General features: G+C 63.7%; 18 protein-coding genes. 9 read left to right on the top strand and 9 right to left on the bottom strand.

What is annotated here, in order from left to right; translation table 11 throughout:
* The first annotated feature begins 47 nt into the window (after window positions 1-47).
* Complete coding sequence (gene pdxR / locus DVS29_RS34205; protein ID WP_420816187.1) at window positions 48-1,544, top strand: MocR-like pyridoxine biosynthesis transcription factor PdxR; 1,497 nt, start codon at window positions 48-50, stop codon at window positions 1,542-1,544.
* A 28-nt stretch (window positions 1,545-1,572) separates the two neighbouring features.
* Here pdxR and DVS29_RS34200 read toward each other — a convergent pair whose 3' ends face one another.
* Entirely contained in the window at window positions 1,573-2,322 is a 750-nt protein-coding gene (locus DVS29_RS34200) for an SDR family oxidoreductase (RefSeq protein ID WP_118185319.1), read from the bottom strand.
* A 98-nt stretch (window positions 2,323-2,420) separates the two neighbouring features.
* Between DVS29_RS34200 and DVS29_RS34195 the strand changes: the two genes are divergently transcribed.
* A complete protein-coding gene (locus DVS29_RS34195; RefSeq protein WP_118185354.1) occupies window positions 2,421-3,338 on the top strand; it encodes a LysR family transcriptional regulator in 918 nt (305 codons plus the stop codon).
* Window positions 3,339-3,376: 38 nt separating this feature from the next.
* Here the strand turns inward: DVS29_RS34195 and DVS29_RS34190 are convergent, their stop codons facing one another.
* Window positions 3,377-4,258 (bottom strand): LysR family transcriptional regulator, encoded by an 882-nt coding sequence (locus DVS29_RS34190; RefSeq protein WP_118185317.1) that lies wholly within the window; start codon window positions 4,256-4,258, stop codon window positions 3,377-3,379.
* A 120-nt stretch (window positions 4,259-4,378) separates the two neighbouring features.
* Between DVS29_RS34190 and DVS29_RS34185 the strand changes: the two genes are divergently transcribed.
* Entirely contained in the window at window positions 4,379-5,257 is an 879-nt protein-coding gene (locus tag DVS29_RS34185) for an SDR family oxidoreductase (protein WP_118185315.1), read from the top strand.
* Window positions 5,258-5,458: 201 nt separating this feature from the next.
* A complete protein-coding gene (locus DVS29_RS34180; protein WP_118185313.1) occupies window positions 5,459-6,355 on the top strand; it encodes a fructose bisphosphate aldolase in 897 nt (298 codons plus the stop codon).
* Window positions 6,356-6,459: 104 nt separating this feature from the next.
* Here the strand turns inward: DVS29_RS34180 and DVS29_RS34175 are convergent, their stop codons facing one another.
* From DVS29_RS34175 to DVS29_RS34165, 3 genes are all read right to left on the bottom strand, one after another.
* A complete protein-coding gene (locus DVS29_RS34175) occupies window positions 6,460-6,798 on the bottom strand; it encodes a hypothetical protein (protein ID WP_118185311.1) in 339 nt (112 codons plus the stop codon).
* A 27-nt stretch (window positions 6,799-6,825) separates the two neighbouring features.
* Window positions 6,826-7,527: a hypothetical protein gene (locus DVS29_RS34170; RefSeq protein ID WP_118185309.1), complete on the bottom strand. Its 702-nt coding sequence runs from the start codon at window positions 7,525-7,527 to the stop codon at window positions 6,826-6,828.
* A gap of 186 nt (window positions 7,528-7,713) precedes the next feature.
* Complete coding sequence (locus DVS29_RS34165) at window positions 7,714-7,914, bottom strand: DUF3562 domain-containing protein (protein WP_118185308.1); 201 nt, start codon at window positions 7,912-7,914, stop codon at window positions 7,714-7,716.
* A gap of 397 nt (window positions 7,915-8,311) precedes the next feature.
* Between DVS29_RS34165 and DVS29_RS34160 the strand changes: the two genes are divergently transcribed.
* The 4 genes from DVS29_RS34160 to DVS29_RS34145 all read left to right on the top strand — a co-directional run bounded on the left by DVS29_RS34160 (window position 8,312) and on the right by DVS29_RS34145 (window position 10,688).
* Entirely contained in the window at window positions 8,312-8,704 is a 393-nt protein-coding gene (locus DVS29_RS34160) for an ArsR/SmtB family transcription factor (RefSeq protein ID WP_164708052.1), read from the top strand.
* Window positions 8,701-9,249, top strand: a complete 549-nt coding sequence (locus DVS29_RS34155) for an SRPBCC family protein (protein WP_118185304.1) — start codon at window positions 8,701-8,703, stop codon at window positions 9,247-9,249. Before DVS29_RS34160 ends, DVS29_RS34155 begins: the two co-directional genes overlap by 4 nt.
* Window positions 9,250-9,391: 142 nt before the next feature.
* Complete coding sequence (locus tag DVS29_RS34150; RefSeq protein WP_118185302.1) at window positions 9,392-10,207, top strand: hypothetical protein; 816 nt, start codon at window positions 9,392-9,394, stop codon at window positions 10,205-10,207.
* A 94-nt stretch (window positions 10,208-10,301) separates the two neighbouring features.
* Entirely contained in the window at window positions 10,302-10,688 is a 387-nt protein-coding gene (locus tag DVS29_RS34145) for a YybH family protein (protein WP_118185300.1), read from the top strand.
* 108 nt (window positions 10,689-10,796) lie between these two features.
* On the opposite strand, the gene DVS29_RS34140 is transcribed toward DVS29_RS34145, so the two are convergent.
* The 4 genes from DVS29_RS34140 to DVS29_RS34125 form a co-directional block, all read right to left on the bottom strand.
* On the bottom strand, window positions 10,797-12,929 hold the full coding sequence (locus DVS29_RS34140) for a phosphocholine-specific phospholipase C (RefSeq protein WP_118185298.1): 2,133 nt from the start codon (window positions 12,927-12,929) through the stop codon (window positions 10,797-10,799).
* Window positions 12,930-12,971: 42 nt separating this feature from the next.
* The gene (locus DVS29_RS34135) at window positions 12,972-13,217 is read right to left on the bottom strand and encodes a hypothetical protein (RefSeq protein ID WP_124800750.1); all 246 of its coding nucleotides are present in this window, start codon (window positions 13,215-13,217) and stop codon (window positions 12,972-12,974) included.
* A gap of 727 nt (window positions 13,218-13,944) precedes the next feature.
* On the bottom strand, window positions 13,945-14,391 hold the full coding sequence (locus tag DVS29_RS34130) for a hypothetical protein (protein WP_118185294.1): 447 nt from the start codon (window positions 14,389-14,391) through the stop codon (window positions 13,945-13,947).
* A gap of 47 nt (window positions 14,392-14,438) precedes the next feature.
* Window positions 14,439-14,846: a hypothetical protein gene (locus tag DVS29_RS34125; protein ID WP_118185292.1), complete on the bottom strand. Its 408-nt coding sequence runs from the start codon at window positions 14,844-14,846 to the stop codon at window positions 14,439-14,441.
* A gap of 150 nt (window positions 14,847-14,996) precedes the next feature.
* On the opposite strand from DVS29_RS34125, the gene DVS29_RS34120 reads away from it, so the two are divergent.
* Window positions 14,997-15,362, top strand: coding sequence for a helix-turn-helix domain-containing protein (locus DVS29_RS34120; RefSeq protein ID WP_118185290.1), 366 nt, complete (start codon window positions 14,997-14,999; stop codon window positions 15,360-15,362).
* The last annotated feature ends 190 nt before the right edge of the window (window positions 15,363-15,552 follow it).

Below are 15,552 nucleotides of genomic sequence, written 5' to 3'. Positions count from 1 at the left end.
GCACCATTGTTAGCTCCACAGAACCTGGAAACGATGGAGCCACCGTGCTGGACTATCAGCTGTTGATGTCGAACCTTGCCGCCGCGTCGAGCCAGCGGATGACGCAGCAGTCGTTGCTGTACGAGTGCCTGCGCAAGGCGATTCTCGATGGCGATATCCGGCCCGGCAGTCAGCTGGTTCCATCGCGCGCGCTCGCGGAGCAGCTTGGCATCGCGCGCAATTCGGTGCTGTACGCGTACGAACGGCTCGCGGAGCAGGGCTTCATCACGACGAGCCGCCATGGCTCGGTGGTGAGCCGGGTCGCGCCGTCGTCTTTGTCTTTACGGACGCCCGTGCGTGGAGAGACTGCGCTGCTGACCAGCAAGCTCTCGCGCCGTGCCGTCCGTCTGCCGCGCGAGCGCACATACGGTCCCGAGCTCACCGCGTTTCGCCCCGGCGTGCCGGCACTCGACGCGTTCCCGGTCGCGCAGTGGCGCGCGAGCGTGGACCGTGCGTGGCGTGCGGTCGATGCGCGCGATCTCGGCTACGGCGTGAGTGCGGGGCATCCGGCGCTGCGCCGCGCGATCGCGGAATACGTGCGCGTGTCGCGCAGTGTGCGCTGTACGGCGGATCAGGTGTTCGTCACCGAAGGCACGCAGGCCGCACTCGACCTGTGCGCGCGGCTCTTCGCGGACCCCGGCGAACGGGTGTGGGTGGAAAACCCCGGTTATCACGGCGCGCGAGCCGCGTTCGAATCCGCAGGGCTCGAACTTGTTCCGGTGCCGGTGGATGCAGCCGGCCTCGCGCCGGCCGATGCGCTCTGGCAATCGCAACCGCCGCGGCTCATCTACGTGACGCCGTCGCATCAGTATCCGCTTGGCAGCGTGCTGAGCCTGGAGCGGCGGCGTCTGTTGATCGGCAACGCGCTGCAATGCGGCGCATGGATCGTCGAAGACGACTACGACAGCGAGCTGCGCCATGGCGGGCCGCCGCTGCCGTCGGTGCAGGGGCTCGCCGACGATGCGCCCGTCGTGTACCTCGGTACCTTCAGCAAGACGATGTTCCCCGCGTTGCGGATGGGCTTCATGATCGTGCCGGCGTCACGCGTGGCGGAGTTCAGTGTCGCGCATACGGAAATCGCGCGGCAGGGACGCGTCGCGGATCAGCTCGCGCTCGCGGACTTCATCGAAAGCGGGCAGTACGCACGGCACCTGCGCAGAATGCGGCGGCTGTATCAGCAGCGCCGCGATGCGGCGGCCGCTGCGATCGAGCGACATATGCCAGACCTCGTGACGCTATCGAGCGACGGCGGCGGCATGCATCTGACGATGCGTCTCGACGCGCCGCTGATGGATCATGAGGTGAGCGATGCGGTGAAGCCGCACGGGTTGCATGTCGCAGCGCTGAGCGGGTATTGCATGCGTGATGGAGCAAACGCGCATGACACCGCTTACAACGGCTTCATGCTCGGCTATGCGAACGTGCCTGCTGAACGTGCGGACAGGTTGATCGCAACGCTGGCCCGCACGATTCGCGAACTTTGCGCGGAATCGCGCGGCGCTTGAAGCGAACGCATTCGCGCCGCGCGCTCCATCAAAGCTGGCTCATCCCGCCATCGGCAATGATCTCGGTGCCGACGATGAAGCCCGATTCGCTCGACGCAAGATGCAGCACCGTCGCGGCGATTTCTTCCACGTTGCCGAAGCGGCCGAGCGGCACTTGCGTCTTGATCTGCGCGGCCGTCGTTTCGAGCGTGGCGGCATCGAGGCCGAGCTTGCCGTAGAGCGGCGTCGTCACCGGGCCGGGGCTCACCACGTTCACGCGAATGCCGCGCGGCAGCAGTTCGGACGAAAGCGTCTTCGCGAACGTGATCAGCGCCGCTTTGCTCGCGGCGTACACCGACGAGTTCGGCATACCGATGTGCGCGTTGATCGAGCCGTTCAGCACGATCGAAGCGCCGTTGTTGAGGATCGGCAGCAGCGCTTGAAGCTGGAAGTACGGGCCTTTGACGTTGACGTCAAAGGTGCGGTCCCACAAATCTTCCGACACGTCGCTGAACGGCGAGAATTGCGCGATGCCGGCGTTGATGAAAATCGCGTCGAGCGTGACGCCTTCATCCTTCAGACGACGCGCGAGCGCTTGCGCCGAAGCGATGCTGCCGGTTTCGTTCTGAATGGCGAGCGCGTTCGCGCCGAGCGAAGCTCGCGCGGTTTCGAGCGTGGCCGCGTCGCGGCCGGTGACGATTACCCGTGCGCCTTCCACCGCGAAGGCTTGCGCGGCCGCGAGGCCGATGCCGCTGTTACCGCCGGTGACGAGTACGGTCTTTCCTGTGAAGCGTTCCATGATGTTCTCCTTGAATCGGATGGTATGAAGCCATGATGGACGTATCGGAGCGCGTTGCCGTACGATCGTCGCGATGAACTCGTTCGATGGAGTCGAACATGTTGTCAGAGGAGGAATTGAGCCTGTTGCAGGCCATCCGCGCGAGCGGCAGTCTGTCTCGCGCGGCGGCGCGGCTCGGCAAGGCGCCGTCCACCGTGTCGCACGCGGCGCGGCAGCTGGAGGGCCGTTTCGATGCGCTGCTGTTCGACCGGCGCGGCTACCGCCTGCAGCTGACGCCGGCGGGCCAGCTGCTGGCGGATGAAGCGGAGCGCCTGATGCAGGACGTCACGCGTCTCACGCAGCGCGTGCGCCAGGTGGCGAGCGGCTGGGAAGACCGCTTGTGGATCGTCACCGATGAGATCCTCGAGTTCGAGACGCTGATGCCAGTCGTGCGCTCGTTCGATGCGTTGCGCTCCGGCGTGAAGCTGCGCTTCACGCATGAAGTGCTCGCGGGCACATGGGAAGCGCTGCGCGACGGCCGCGCGGAACTTGTGATTGGCGCGACGAACGAGCCGCCGTCCATTCCCGGGCTGCGCTGGGCCGAGCTGGGCGTGATGGAGTGGGTGTTCGCCGTGTCGCCGCGTCATCCGCTTGCGGCCGAAAAAGAACCGCTGTCGCGCGATGCGATCGCGCAGCATCGCGGCGTGGTGGTGGCGGATTCGTCGCGGCTCACGGGCGGGCGCGTGTATGGCGTGGTCGGCGGCCAGGCAGCGCTCGCGCTACCCACGATGCGCGCGAAGATCCTTGCGCAGCGCGATGGTCTCGGCGTCGGTTGGCTGCCGCGTCATCGAATTGCGTCGCTGCTGAAGCGCGGCGAACTCGTCGAGAAGAAAACCGCCGATCCGCGCGAACCGAACACGCTTTACGTGGGCTGGCGCGGCGACCAGGACGGCCGCGCGCTGCAATGGTGGGTCGATCAGCTGCAGCAGCCGCGGCTCGCGAAGCGGCTGGTGCAGGGCATCGATCTGTTTGCGTAAGTGAGTGGGCGCGGCAAAGACACCAGCGCCAGGCGAGGCTATTCCACCTGCGGCAGCATGTCGAGAAACGCCCGCACCTTTGCGCTGACGAGCCGCCGCGAGCTGTACAGCGCCCAGATCGCGACCGCCGGACCCTCCGCTTCGCCGAGCAGGACGAGCCGGCCTTCGGCGATGTCGCGCGCGGTGAGCAGATGCGGCAGCATCGCGACACCCGCGCCTTCGAGTACCGCCTCGCGCACCATCAGCAGCGACGATAGCCGCAGCACCGGCACCGGCCGCACTTCGGCCACATCGCCGCGAGGCGTGCGAAAACGCCAGACGGCCTCGGGCCGCGCGGTGCTCAGCACCACGGCAGAAACTTCGGGCGCCGCGCCATCCGAAGAAGAAGCCGCCGCGTCAGTAGGCAACGCAACCCCCGGCAGCCCCACCAACACCCGCCGATCGTCAAAAATCCGCCGCCCAACCAGCCGCTCGTCATCCAGAGGATTCACGCGAATCACCACGTCGTAGCCATCTTCGACCGGATCGACGATACGGTCTTCCGCGACGAGCTCCAGCTCCACCTGTGGATACGCCGCCGCGAAGCGCGCGGCGATCCGGCACAGCAGTACATGCGACAGCACGACCGGCGCGCTCACGCGCAACCGCCCGCGTGCGACGGGCGCACGGGATGCGATCGCCTCGCCAGCCTCGTCGATCTCCGCGATCAGGCCGTTCGTGCGCTCGTGCAGCGCGCGGCCTTCGTCCGTCAGCCGCAGCCGGCGCGCGCCGCGTTCGATCAGTCGCACGCCCAGGCTCTCCTCCAGTTCGGCGACATGCCGCGACAGCGTCGCCTTCGGCCGGCCGAGCGCGCGGCTCGCGGGACCGAAGCCGCCATAGAGCGCGACGGCGTTGAAGTCGGTCAGCGCAGCGAGATCCATGATCGTTCCATTGATGAGACGTACGGTCTCGATTATCGGACTTTCGGTCTATCAGCGGAACGAATATCGTTGATTCCGTAGGCCAAGTGGCCTCCCTCTCAACCTTCAAGGAGTTTCATCATGACCATCCTCGTTACCGGCAGTACCGGTGTTGTCGGCACCCAGGTGCTCGCGCATCTGCAAGACAGCGGCGCCGACGTGCGCGCGCTGACGCGCAGCCCCGAGAAAGCCCGCTTCCCGGCCGGCGTGACCGCCGTCCAGGGCGAGCTGTCCGACCTCGACGCGATGCGCAACGCGCTGCAAGGCGTCAGCACGATGTTCCTGCTCGCGCCGAACGCGCCGGACGAACTCACGCAGGCGATGCAGGCCGTGAACCTCGCGCGCGACGCGGGCGTAAAGGGCATCGTCTATCTGTCCGTGTTCCGCGGCGCCGAGTATGCGGACGTCCCGCACTTCGCGAGCAAGGAGACCGTCGAGCGGCTGTTCGACGCGTGCGACGTGCCGGCTTCGGTGCTGCGTCCCGCGTACTTCATCCAGAACGACGCGCGACAGAAGGAGCCGCTGCTGACGCACGGCGTCTATGGAATGCCGATCGGACAGAAGGGCATTTCGATGGTCGACGTGCGCGACATCGGCGAGGCCGCGGCACGGGAACTGCTACGGCGCGAGCAGGCCGCGCAGCCGCTGCCGCGCGATAGCTGGGCACTGGTGGGCCCCGATGCGCTGGCTGCCGAGAACGTCACGTCGATCTGGTCGGACGCGCTGGACCGTCCGATCCGCTACGCCGGCGACGACCTCGACGTGCTGGAGTCGCGCCTGAAGGCGGCCGCGCCGGGCTGGCTCGCGTACGACATGCGGCTGATGATGCGGCGCTACCAGCAGGACGGAGCGGTGGCGACGAAGGACGACGTCGCGCGGCTCGCGGCGCTGCTCGGCCGGCCGCCGCGGTCGTACCGGGATTTCGCGCAGGCGCAGGCGCGCGAATGGACCGCGAAATGACGATGACGTGAACGCATCGAGAGCATGCCCGCGTGGCGAGTCATAGCACACGCCGCCGGGCAGAACAGCGGTCCTCCGAACGGTCGTCATGCACAAAAATCGGTCATATAACGCCAATCGGCGATAACCCGTGGCTGTTTGCGACGGCTCGCGGTACGCTGTTTCGAATACGCAAAACTGCGCAACCTAGGAGGAACTCTCGTGGCGAACGACAAGATGCTTCAGCAGATGGCGAACTCGCAGGGCTTCATCGCGGCCCTCGACCAGAGCGGCGGGTCGACCCCCGGCGCGCTGCGCCAGTACGGCGTGCGGGAAGACGCCTACAGCAACGACGAGCAGATGTTCCGGCTGATTCACGAGATGCGCGTTCGCATCATCACGTCGCCGGCGTTCACGGGCGACCGCGTGATCGGCGCGATCCTGTTCGAGGCGACCATGAACGGCGAGGCCGAAGGCCGGCCGGTGCCGTCATACCTGTGGGAAAACCGCGGCGTCGTGCCGTTCCTGAAGGTCGATAAAGGTCTGGAAGACGAAGCGGACGGCGTGCGGCTGATGAGGCCGATCCCGAAGCTCGACGAACTGCTCGCGCGCGCGGTCAGCCTGGGCGTGTTCGGCACGAAGATGCGCTCGGTGATCAACGACGCATCCGAGAAGGGCATCGCGGCGATCGTCGAACAGCAGTTCGAGGTCGGCAAGCAGATCGCCGCGCATGGTCTCGTGCCGATCATCGAGCCTGAGGTGTCGATCAAGAGCCCGCACAAGGCGAAGGCCGAGCAGATCCTGCGCGACCAGATCGCGAAGCATCTCGATGCGTGGTCCGCGCAAGGTCCGGTTATGCTCAAGCTGACCATTCCCGATGAAAACAACCTGTATCTTCCGCTCGCCGAGCACGCGAAGGTGCTGAGCGTGGTGGCGCTGTCGGGCGGCTATTCGCGCAAGGTGGCGTGCGAAAAGCTGTCGCACAACCGCAAGATGATCGCGAGCTTCTCGCGTGCGCTGATCGACGACCTCAGGAAAGACATGAGCGATGCGGAATTCAACGCGTCGCTGGGTGAGGCCATCGAAGAGATTTACCAGGCGTCGACGCAGAAGAGCTGATTAGCGTCGCTCGCTTTTCCTTTATCTCGCAGCAGCAGTAGTAGCAGGCAGTAGCAAGGAACGCCCGCCTCGTGCGGGCGTTTTGTTTTGCCTGGCCGGGCCGTTTATTCGCCGCCTTTGCTCGCCTCGTATTCGTTGAAGCGATCCGGAAACACCGCGTTCTGGAAGTCCTGCAGCAGATGCGCGCCTTTGATGTCGTCGCCTTGCTGATACGCGGCGAGCGCATCGTTGAGCATCTGCCGGAGCTGCGCCAATCGCGCCGGATCGCCGATCTTTTTTTCCACCAGCGGGAACGCATCGTCGAGCAGCGCGAACGCGGCGACGAGGTTCTTCGCCTGGTCGCTGCCGAACGAGCCGGTGGTTGGAAATTCATCCGGCGCCGACAGCACGATCCAGCTGATGCGCGCCCGCAGGTCCGGAAGGGATTCGATCTTTGCCGCCATACGCTGTCCTTGTCCTCGCCGAAATGGCTAACGAGGGATGATGCTATACGATCCGCCCAATTGCGACGGCCTGACGATCGTCACGACGCTGCCGCTCGAGAAGCGATGGAAGCCGCGAATCTGCGGCCACGTCCACGATTTGCGCGCGAGCGTCGCATCGTAGATCTGCTTTGCCCCGGGAATGCGGATGTCGGGAATGCGGTACGCGGAGCTGCCCGACGGATCGTGCATCTGCCGGTTCACCTGGATCAGCTTGCCGAGCCCTTCGCCGATGCCTTCGTCGGCGAGCCAGTCCTTCATGCCGGTGCGCGCGTAGTCGTCGGTGAGCTGGCCGAGCACCGTGTTCGTTGATACGCCGTGCGGAATCTGCAGCCTGCCGCGTTGCAGCGCGCGTTCCGCGCGGGCATAACCTTCGTCGACGAGGCTCTGGTACTTCGTGAAGGCCGCTTCCGAAAACGCCTGCACCGACGGGAAGCGCGATTTGCCGATCGGCGTGGTGGTCTTCCGCGCAACCATCGAGCCATGCGCGATACCGGCAGCGCCAGCTGCATAGGCCGCATTGGCGCTCCGCTTGATCGCGGCAGGCAAGCCCGCAAGCACGCCGCTCAGCTTGCGGTCCGGCGAGAGACGCGAGGGGGCGCCCGGTTGCGGTTGTGCCGAGCCGGCGGGCGGCGTGTCGACGCTGTCCGCTGCGCTCGAATGGACGGGCGAGATCGGGTCGGGAAGCATGGCAAGCCGCGCGGTCGCGAGGGCGCGCGCCCTACGAGATGGACCGCGAACAGCTTGCGCGATGGGTTATGCGCCGTCGTGTCGAGACGCGAATCCTTCGACGGCGATCCGAAGCTCGCTAGAGACCCGTGCGACGCGCGTCGACCTTGGCCATGCCGACGCCTGCCAGCGCCATACCAGCCCCCGCTAATGCCGTTGCGGCGATTGCAGCAGCGTTTCCCGGACTTTGCGGGCGACGAAGAGCGGAACGTAATCGAAGATCCGCGCGTCGTTGCGATAGGTGGCTAGCGTATCGGCGTACAGCTGGGAGACGGTTTCGGCGGGGGTGTTCGTTTCGGCTGCGATGGACTGCACGACTTCGTCAACGTTGGTTTGGGTCTGGGTCATCGGACTCTCCGGGGGGCGTTCGCGATCAGTATCGTTTCTTGTAGTCGTGCATCAGGTCGGTCGAGCACTGGCAGTTCATACCGGGCGAACCCGGCAAAAGTTCCCAGCCGCAGGCAGGGTTTTCGATTAAAGGACGCTGCGTTGCCTTTCGCCAATTGAATCGGTAAATCGCACGACGGCCCGCTATTTTTTCACCGATGTTGACGCAAAGGCCCCCGTGTGAGTCGCCCTTCGGGCTTCGTTCTGCGCATTGCTCGGAAGAAATGCAACGCCGGGGTGTCAAGACTACGGGCCCAGCATGAATCCATTGCGGCACTTCAGACGAATGTGAGCAGCCTCTTCAAAACATTCAACCATATGGTTTAATATAGGTGCCGTGTCCTTCATGTATGCCGCCATGCCGAACCCGTTCGCCGATCTCGATGGCATCTTTCACGCGCTCGCCGACCCCACGCGCCGCGCGCTGCTGCGCCGGCTCGCCGACGGCGAACGCAATATCCGCGAGCTCGCGGAGCCGTTCTCGATGTCGTTCGCGGCGGTATCGAAGCACGTGAAGGTGCTCGAAGACGCGGGCCTGTTGCGGCGGCGCGTGGACGGGCGTTCGCACGTATGCCGGATGGAGCCCGGTCCGCTCGCCGCCGCCGACGAATGGCTGCGCTTCTACGAGCGCTTCTGGGCCGCGCGGCTCGACGTGCTGGACACGCTGTTGCGCCGCGACGCGGCCGCGGATGCAAGTGCGGATGCAGACGCACCGCCGGACGGGGCCCCAACCCAAGGAGATGAAGCATGATCGACGAGGCAGATTTTCCCGAGCAGCCCGACGCGCAGTCCGTGTGTTTCACGCGCCGCGCGCCGGGCCCGATCGAACGCGTGTGGTCGTATCTCGTGGAGTCCGACCGGCGCGCGCAGTGGCTCGCCGCTGGCGACATGAAAGCCGAGATCGGCGCGCCGTTCGAGCTGCTTTTCCATCACGCGGACCTGTCGCCGCATCAGGCGCCGATTCCCGAGCGGTTTCGCGCGATCGAGCATGGGCATCGCTCCGAGCATCGCGTGACGCGCTTCGAGCCGCCGCACGTGCTCGGCTTCACGTGGAGCGATGGCATGGACGGCGGACCGTCGGAAGTCCTGATCGAGCTGACGGACGAGGGCGATCACGTGAAGCTCGTGCTGACGCACCGGCAGTTCGGCACGCCGGACGCGCGCCGCAGCGTGACGGGCGGCTGGCACGTGCATCTCGAAGTGCTGCGCGAGCGTTTGAACGGGCGCACGCCGCCCGCGTTCTGGACGCTCTTCGGTACCATCGACGCCGCTTACGGGCAGCGTTCCGCGCGCTAACGTTTGCGGGCGGCGCCGCTAACAAACGGTAAACGACGGAGGGTGTGCGAGCCCGGACTTACGTTTCGCGCGCCGCGCAGAATCGCGCGACACACAGTAAGATCGGTCGATATAACAACACGTCGCCCTCACGCGCTTTGCCATGAAGATCCGCTTTGCCGCCCGCTCCACCACAGGTCGCCTGCGCACGTTGTTATTGCTGTGCGCGGCGCTGTCGCCGCTCGCGCCGTTTGCGTCGCTCGACGCCCATGCGGCCGCCGTCGCGGGCAACGGCATGCCGGGGCAGGTGCCGGTGGTCGCGCGTGACGCTACAACGTTCGGGCCGGAGTTCGAAGGCGCGGACTTGAAGGAACTCGAGCGGCGGTTGAAGGTGGCCGGCCTGTACACCACGACGCCCGTCAAGCAGTCGGTCGTGAAGGAACTGCTCGAAGAACACGGCGACCGCGAGAAACTCGCCGCAGCGAATGTTCCGGAGACTGCATTCGTCGTGCCGCTGTCGCGTGGCGTGCTGTACGACCGCGATCGTCACCGCCTGTCGATCGAAGCCGATCTCTCCGACGAGGGCGAGGACGACATCGTGCTGGCGAAGACGGTGAAGGGCAAGAGCGGCTACCGACTGACCGTGGCTCCGGATGCCGAGAAGCGCGGCTTCATCCAGAAGATCGACATCGCGGGGCTCGTCGTTGCACATGCCGATTCGAACCGCACGCTATCGCTGAGCACGCGGATGGACGAGGCGACGTTCGGGCGCACGCAGAACTCGCTCGCGGTCGCGCTCGTCGGCCATCTGATCCGGCCGTTCATGCTGCAGACCGATGCGCGCATCGAACCGAGCGACGACGACCCGACGCTCAAGTTTATCCATCGCACCACGCTTTACTACGAACTCGATGGTGCGTGGCTTTTCGATACGCATACGGGCGAGGTGCTCGACAAGGGCGTGAAGCTCACGAAGTAGCGCGCGCTGAAGGCATTCGCGCGGCGCAGCAGGCATCGTGCACGATGCTTGCATGTAAGCTGTGACCTGATGCAATTCGAAAAGGAGCAGCGACATGACGAACGACGAGCGAGCAGTCCGCGACGTGGTCGACACTTGGATGACCGCGAGCAAGCGCGGCGATCTCACCACCTTGATGGACCTGATGACCGACGACATGGTGTTCATGGTCCCGGGCCAGGAACCGTTCGGCAAGGACGTATTCCGCGCGATGTCGCAGCAGATGCAGGGCACGCAGATGGATGGTCGTGCCGACGTGCTCGAAGTGAACGTGAACGGCGAATGGGCGTGGCTGCGCAACTATCTCGACATCTCGATCACGACGCCCGACGGTAGCCGCACGATGCGGCATGCGGGCTATACGCTGACGGTGCTGCGCAAAGGCAGCGATGGGCGCTGGCGGCTGGCGCGGGATGCGAATCTGGTGGCGCCGAAGGGGTGAGTTGGGGCGGCAAACACAAAATAACAAAGCGGTTCACGCACAACGCGCGAACCGCTTTTTCCTTCAAGCCAGCCCAACATAACCCAACCCGCTACACTATCAACCGCATCAGAACGACATGATCGGCATCGTCGCGGCCGGATCCGAGAAGCTCGGGCGGCCGTTCTCGACGTGACCCGCGAGGCGGCGCAGATACACGTTACCGTCCGACACCGACAGGTCGTACCAGTGATGGCTCGACGCGAGCACATACGCTTCTTCGATCTGCAGACCCGGCAAGAGCGTGAAGTGGCGCGACGGCGCGCCATACGCGTTGTCGACGATCGACAGTTGCACCGGTGCGCCGCCGCGATTCGTCAGCTTCAGATGCAGGTTGCCATTCGCGACGTCATAGCCCGCCGTCACTTCCGGCAGCGCGACGCGGCCATGATTGCCCGATTGCGCGTTCTGCACGGCGCTCGCAGCCGAACCCCAGAACTGACGCACGAAACCGTTCGGACCGTAGACGATGAACTCGTACACGCCGTTCGTGTTCGCGAGGCTCCACGTGTCGCGCAGCGACTTGTGCGCTTCAACCGTATAGCGCCACGGGCCATCGGTGCGATTCATCGCGTACACCCAGAAGTGCGCGCCCTGCTCGCCGAGATTCGAGAACTCGATCGCGAACTCGTTCTTCGACGTGTCGACGTGGCCATGCACATATAGCTCGTACGGCAGCGGACGCGCGAGACGCACGCCCGGCTCCTGCGGATCGACCGGCGTCGGCGCGGTCGGCACTGTCGGCTTCGGGTTCGACGCGCACTGCTCGTCCGCCATCGCGATGTAGTTACTTGTGTCTGGCAGCGATGGGAACGACGCATCCGGCGTACGGAAGTCGAACGCGCTCGTGAGGTCGCCGCACACTGCCTGGCGCCATTGCGTGATGTTCGGCTCGTTCACGCCGAAACGCTCGCCGATGAAGCGGATCACCGACGTGTGATCGAATACCTGCGAGCACAGGAAGCCGCCCTTCGACCACGGCGAGACAACCGTCATCGGCACGCGCGGACCGAGGCCGTACGGATAGCCGTCGGCGGTGTAGCTGCCGCCGCGCTGTGGATTCACGACGTTGTGGATTTCGCCGTCGACGCTGACCGTCGACAGACCCTGCGCGCGCGTCGTCGCCGGTTGCGGCGGCACCATGTGATCGAAGAAGCCGTCGTTCTCGTCGTACATGATGAAGAGCACGGTCTTGCTCCACACCTCCGGGTTCGCCGTCAGCGCATCGAGGATCTGCGACGTGTATTCGGCGCCATACGCCGGCGTGTACGACGGGTGCTCCGAATACGCGGCCGGCGGCAGCAGCCACGACACCTGCGGCAGATTGTTCGCGAGCACGTCGGCCTTCAGCTGGTCGACGGTACGCACCGACATCGCGCGGTTGTACAGCGACGAGCCGACCGGCGCGTTGATGTACTGCGTGAAGTTCATCAGCACGTTGGTGCCGTAATTGCCGTTCAGCGGATCGGCGCCCGTCAGGCCCTGCTGATACACCTGCCACGACACGCCGGCCGCATCCAGGCGCTCCGGGAAGGTCTGCCACGACAGCAGCTGATACGTCGGCGGGCCGTCGCCGTCCACGTAGTCGTTGTTGTCGAGCAGCGGGCCGCCGTACTTGCCGGTCGGATCGACCGTGCCTGTCATCAGATACGAACGGTTCGGGTGCGTCGGTCCAGGCAGCGAACAGAAGTAGTGGTCGCACACCGTGAAGGCATCGGCGAGCGCGTAGTGGAACGGAATGTCCGCGCGCAGGTGATAGCCCATCGTCATGTCCGTCTTGTTCGCGGCCCATGCGTCGTACTTGCCGAAGTCGATTGCGTACTGCGTCTTGTACCACGAGTGATCCAGATCGCCGACGCACTGCGCGCTCGTCGTCTGCGTGTTCAGGTGAAACGGAATCACCGGCGTCGCCGAATTCTCCGCCGACGGTTGCTTCCACACCGGGTTGCCGTTCGGCAGCGGAATCGGGAAGCGGTCGTTGTAGCCGCGCACGCCGCGCAGGTGGCCGAAGTAGTGGTCGAACGAACGGTTTTCCTGCATGAACACGACGATGTGCTCGACATCGCGGATCGTGCCCGTGCGCGACGACGCCGGAATGGCGAGCGCGCGGCGGATCGACTCGGGGAAGACGGTCATCGCCGCAGCGGCACCTGCGGTCGAAGCGACGGATTGCAGAAAACGACGACGGCTATTCGATGTCATGGATTCACCTTGATCTTGTGAAGAAGTCGCACGCGTTGACGTCTACTGGGCAGAGCTGGTGTCCGGCGCATAGTGCACGATCGGCGCGACCTGCTGCTGCTCGCCGGACGTGACGGCAGCCTGGAGATTCACCGGATCGTTGATGGAAGCGGATTGCGGCGGTGTGGATTGCTGCGCGTTGGAGACGGACGTGGCGGACGTCGAAGCGGATTCGTCGGGACCACAGGCGGTCAGGCACAGGCTCACGCTCGCCAGCAACGCGAGCGCGACAGGCATTCGAAGATGCATGACGTCTCCACACAGAACCGATGGTTAAATCGCTTGATGTGACGCGTGACGAAGAGCGGGCCACGCGATGCGCTGCGTAGTATGGAGACTGTGTAAGAAGTTTGTGTGAAACGTTTGCTGCGTGGATTAGCGATTGAATGCCGCATTTTATGCGCGCATTCGCAGCATTTATCGCGTTGCGATTACGTTGTCCTTTCGCGTGCGAAGCAATGGTCAGCGACGCGAAGTTTTGTTGCGAGCGCCTGACGTTGCGATGTTCGCCGGTCGTCAGATTCTGGATGCAGGTGACCATCACGTGCGTCGGAGAGCATCTCCAAACTCGATGAACTCGCAGACCGTCTGAGGGCTGTTGCCGGAGTTCTGGCCAAGGGATCCTGCACACCTCGAGGCCCTGCCCCTGCCAGCAAGTGCGTTGCGCTCTATCGCAACTGAGGCGCGAGACTCTGGTTCTTCGGAATCGTCCGCCGCAACTCAACGAATTCACAACACGACGGGCGACTCTTTGTCCAGGGGACCAGTGGCAGAAGCGGAGCAGTACAGTGGATAGACGAGTGCTGACCGGCTGATGCAACCAGATCACGACAGACGACGGGTTCTGCGAAAAGCCCGATCATCACCTGTTCAAATGGCTGAAATGGTTGCGGGACCTTGTTGCCGATGCCCCATTGGTCGCAGAAGCTGGACGTCGTGCGCATGACCAATTCACGTGTCCGGATGCCGTTGGCTCTCAGGTTGAGATTGAAACGCTCATCAGATGCTGGCTTAGGCCACCACTGCTCCCGTCCGGTGGTTCAAGTCTCACCAGAAAATCGAAATCCCGTTCTATCAACCTCGCGAACTGTTCCTGCACAGCGCCCAGCCTGACAAGGCACTGCACATGCCAGTTCATCCCGACCACGAGCCATCTCGTCAGGCCGTTCCACTCGCTCAGAAGGATTGCCCCGGCGCTGCAGTACTCTTCCGCGAATTTTTCAATGCGCCGGTCGATTAAACGGGCATCGTCCCGCAGCATCGTGCCTGAAACGCGCAGCGATACAGCGTGTGCGACTTCATCGTGTCCGAGGTACACTTCTGCGAACCCGCTTATGTGCCGCGTGAGCCGCTCGATCTGTTCCACTTCCAAGTCGTCGTGTACAGGGATTGAACCCGACAGGACGTAGATTGCTTTCTCCATTGCAAACCTCCGCATACGCTGGCAAGTGTCAGATGTGTTTCCCGTAATCAGGTTACGGACTGCTGTTCTGCTGTGGCGAACTGTTCAAGGACTTCGGCCTGACGTGCCAGTAACACATCGAACTGCACGCGCAACTGTGCAAGTTCGTCGAGCAGGCTGACGTGGGGCGTCACGCCAAAAAGCACGAATGAATGATGGCCGTAGCGCTGTCGGCTGAAGATGGCGCCTGCAATTGCCCACCTGCGTGAAAACTGTCTCAGCGTGTCTTCAACCGACTTCTGTTCATCGTCCGAAAGTGCACCTCTGACGCGTAAGACAAGCGATTGGGTGACGGCGTCCGTGGCAAAGTAGACATCTGCAGGATTTGCGAGAGTTTCGGCGAGCTGTCTGGCATGCGTGCGCCTGAAGTCGGCACGGACTGGCAGCGCGCCGCGGATTTCGTAGGCAATTGACATGGGATTTCCTCTCTCACGAGATATCGAACTGTCTGCCAACGCGCAGACAGGTATGACTGCGCCCTGGCGCGATACCATGGGCAGGTAGTCATCCGAATACACAATCCACAATAGTATTCAAAAGAAAGAATGTCAATAGAGAGTTCACGAATGGATACCTTTGCCATTCGCCTGAAGCAGGAGCGACGTCGCCTGCACATGACCCAGACGGATTTCGCGAATGTCGGCGGCGTGCAGAAACACGCGCAGTTCAATTACGAAAAGGGCCTCAGATTTCCGGACGCCAGTTATCTGGCTCGGATAGCGCAGGTCGGTGTCGACGTCCAGTATCTGCTGACTGGGCGGACATCTGAACTTGCGACACTTGCCCTTGAGGAGGACGAGGAGCGACTTCTCGCCGGCTATCGTGAATTGAGGCCTCGTGAAAAGAGAGGAGTACTGGGGCTTGTCGCCGCGATCGTCGGTGCGCCGCTTGAGGACACGACCAGTCTCGAAGATGAGCAGGCATCCGAATGAATTCAACTATACGGAATTTGCCATTGACGCTCGCAACGCATGTTCAGGGCTGCTTCACCCTTCTCGTGCGGTTCGCTAAACCGTAGCGTTTCACCCTTATTGAGGTTTACTTAATCCATGACAACCGACCTTCAGTTCGCGCGTTATAAGGTCAGTACCTTGATCGGAGGAACGGTTCATGGCCAAGATG

This window comes from Paraburkholderia phosphatilytica (genome assembly GCF_003443895.1).
Classification (GTDB): domain Bacteria; phylum Pseudomonadota; class Gammaproteobacteria; order Burkholderiales; family Burkholderiaceae; genus Paraburkholderia; species Paraburkholderia phosphatilytica.
Note: the sequence above shows the minus strand (reverse complement) of the source record. Positions and strands in the feature narration are given on the sequence as shown.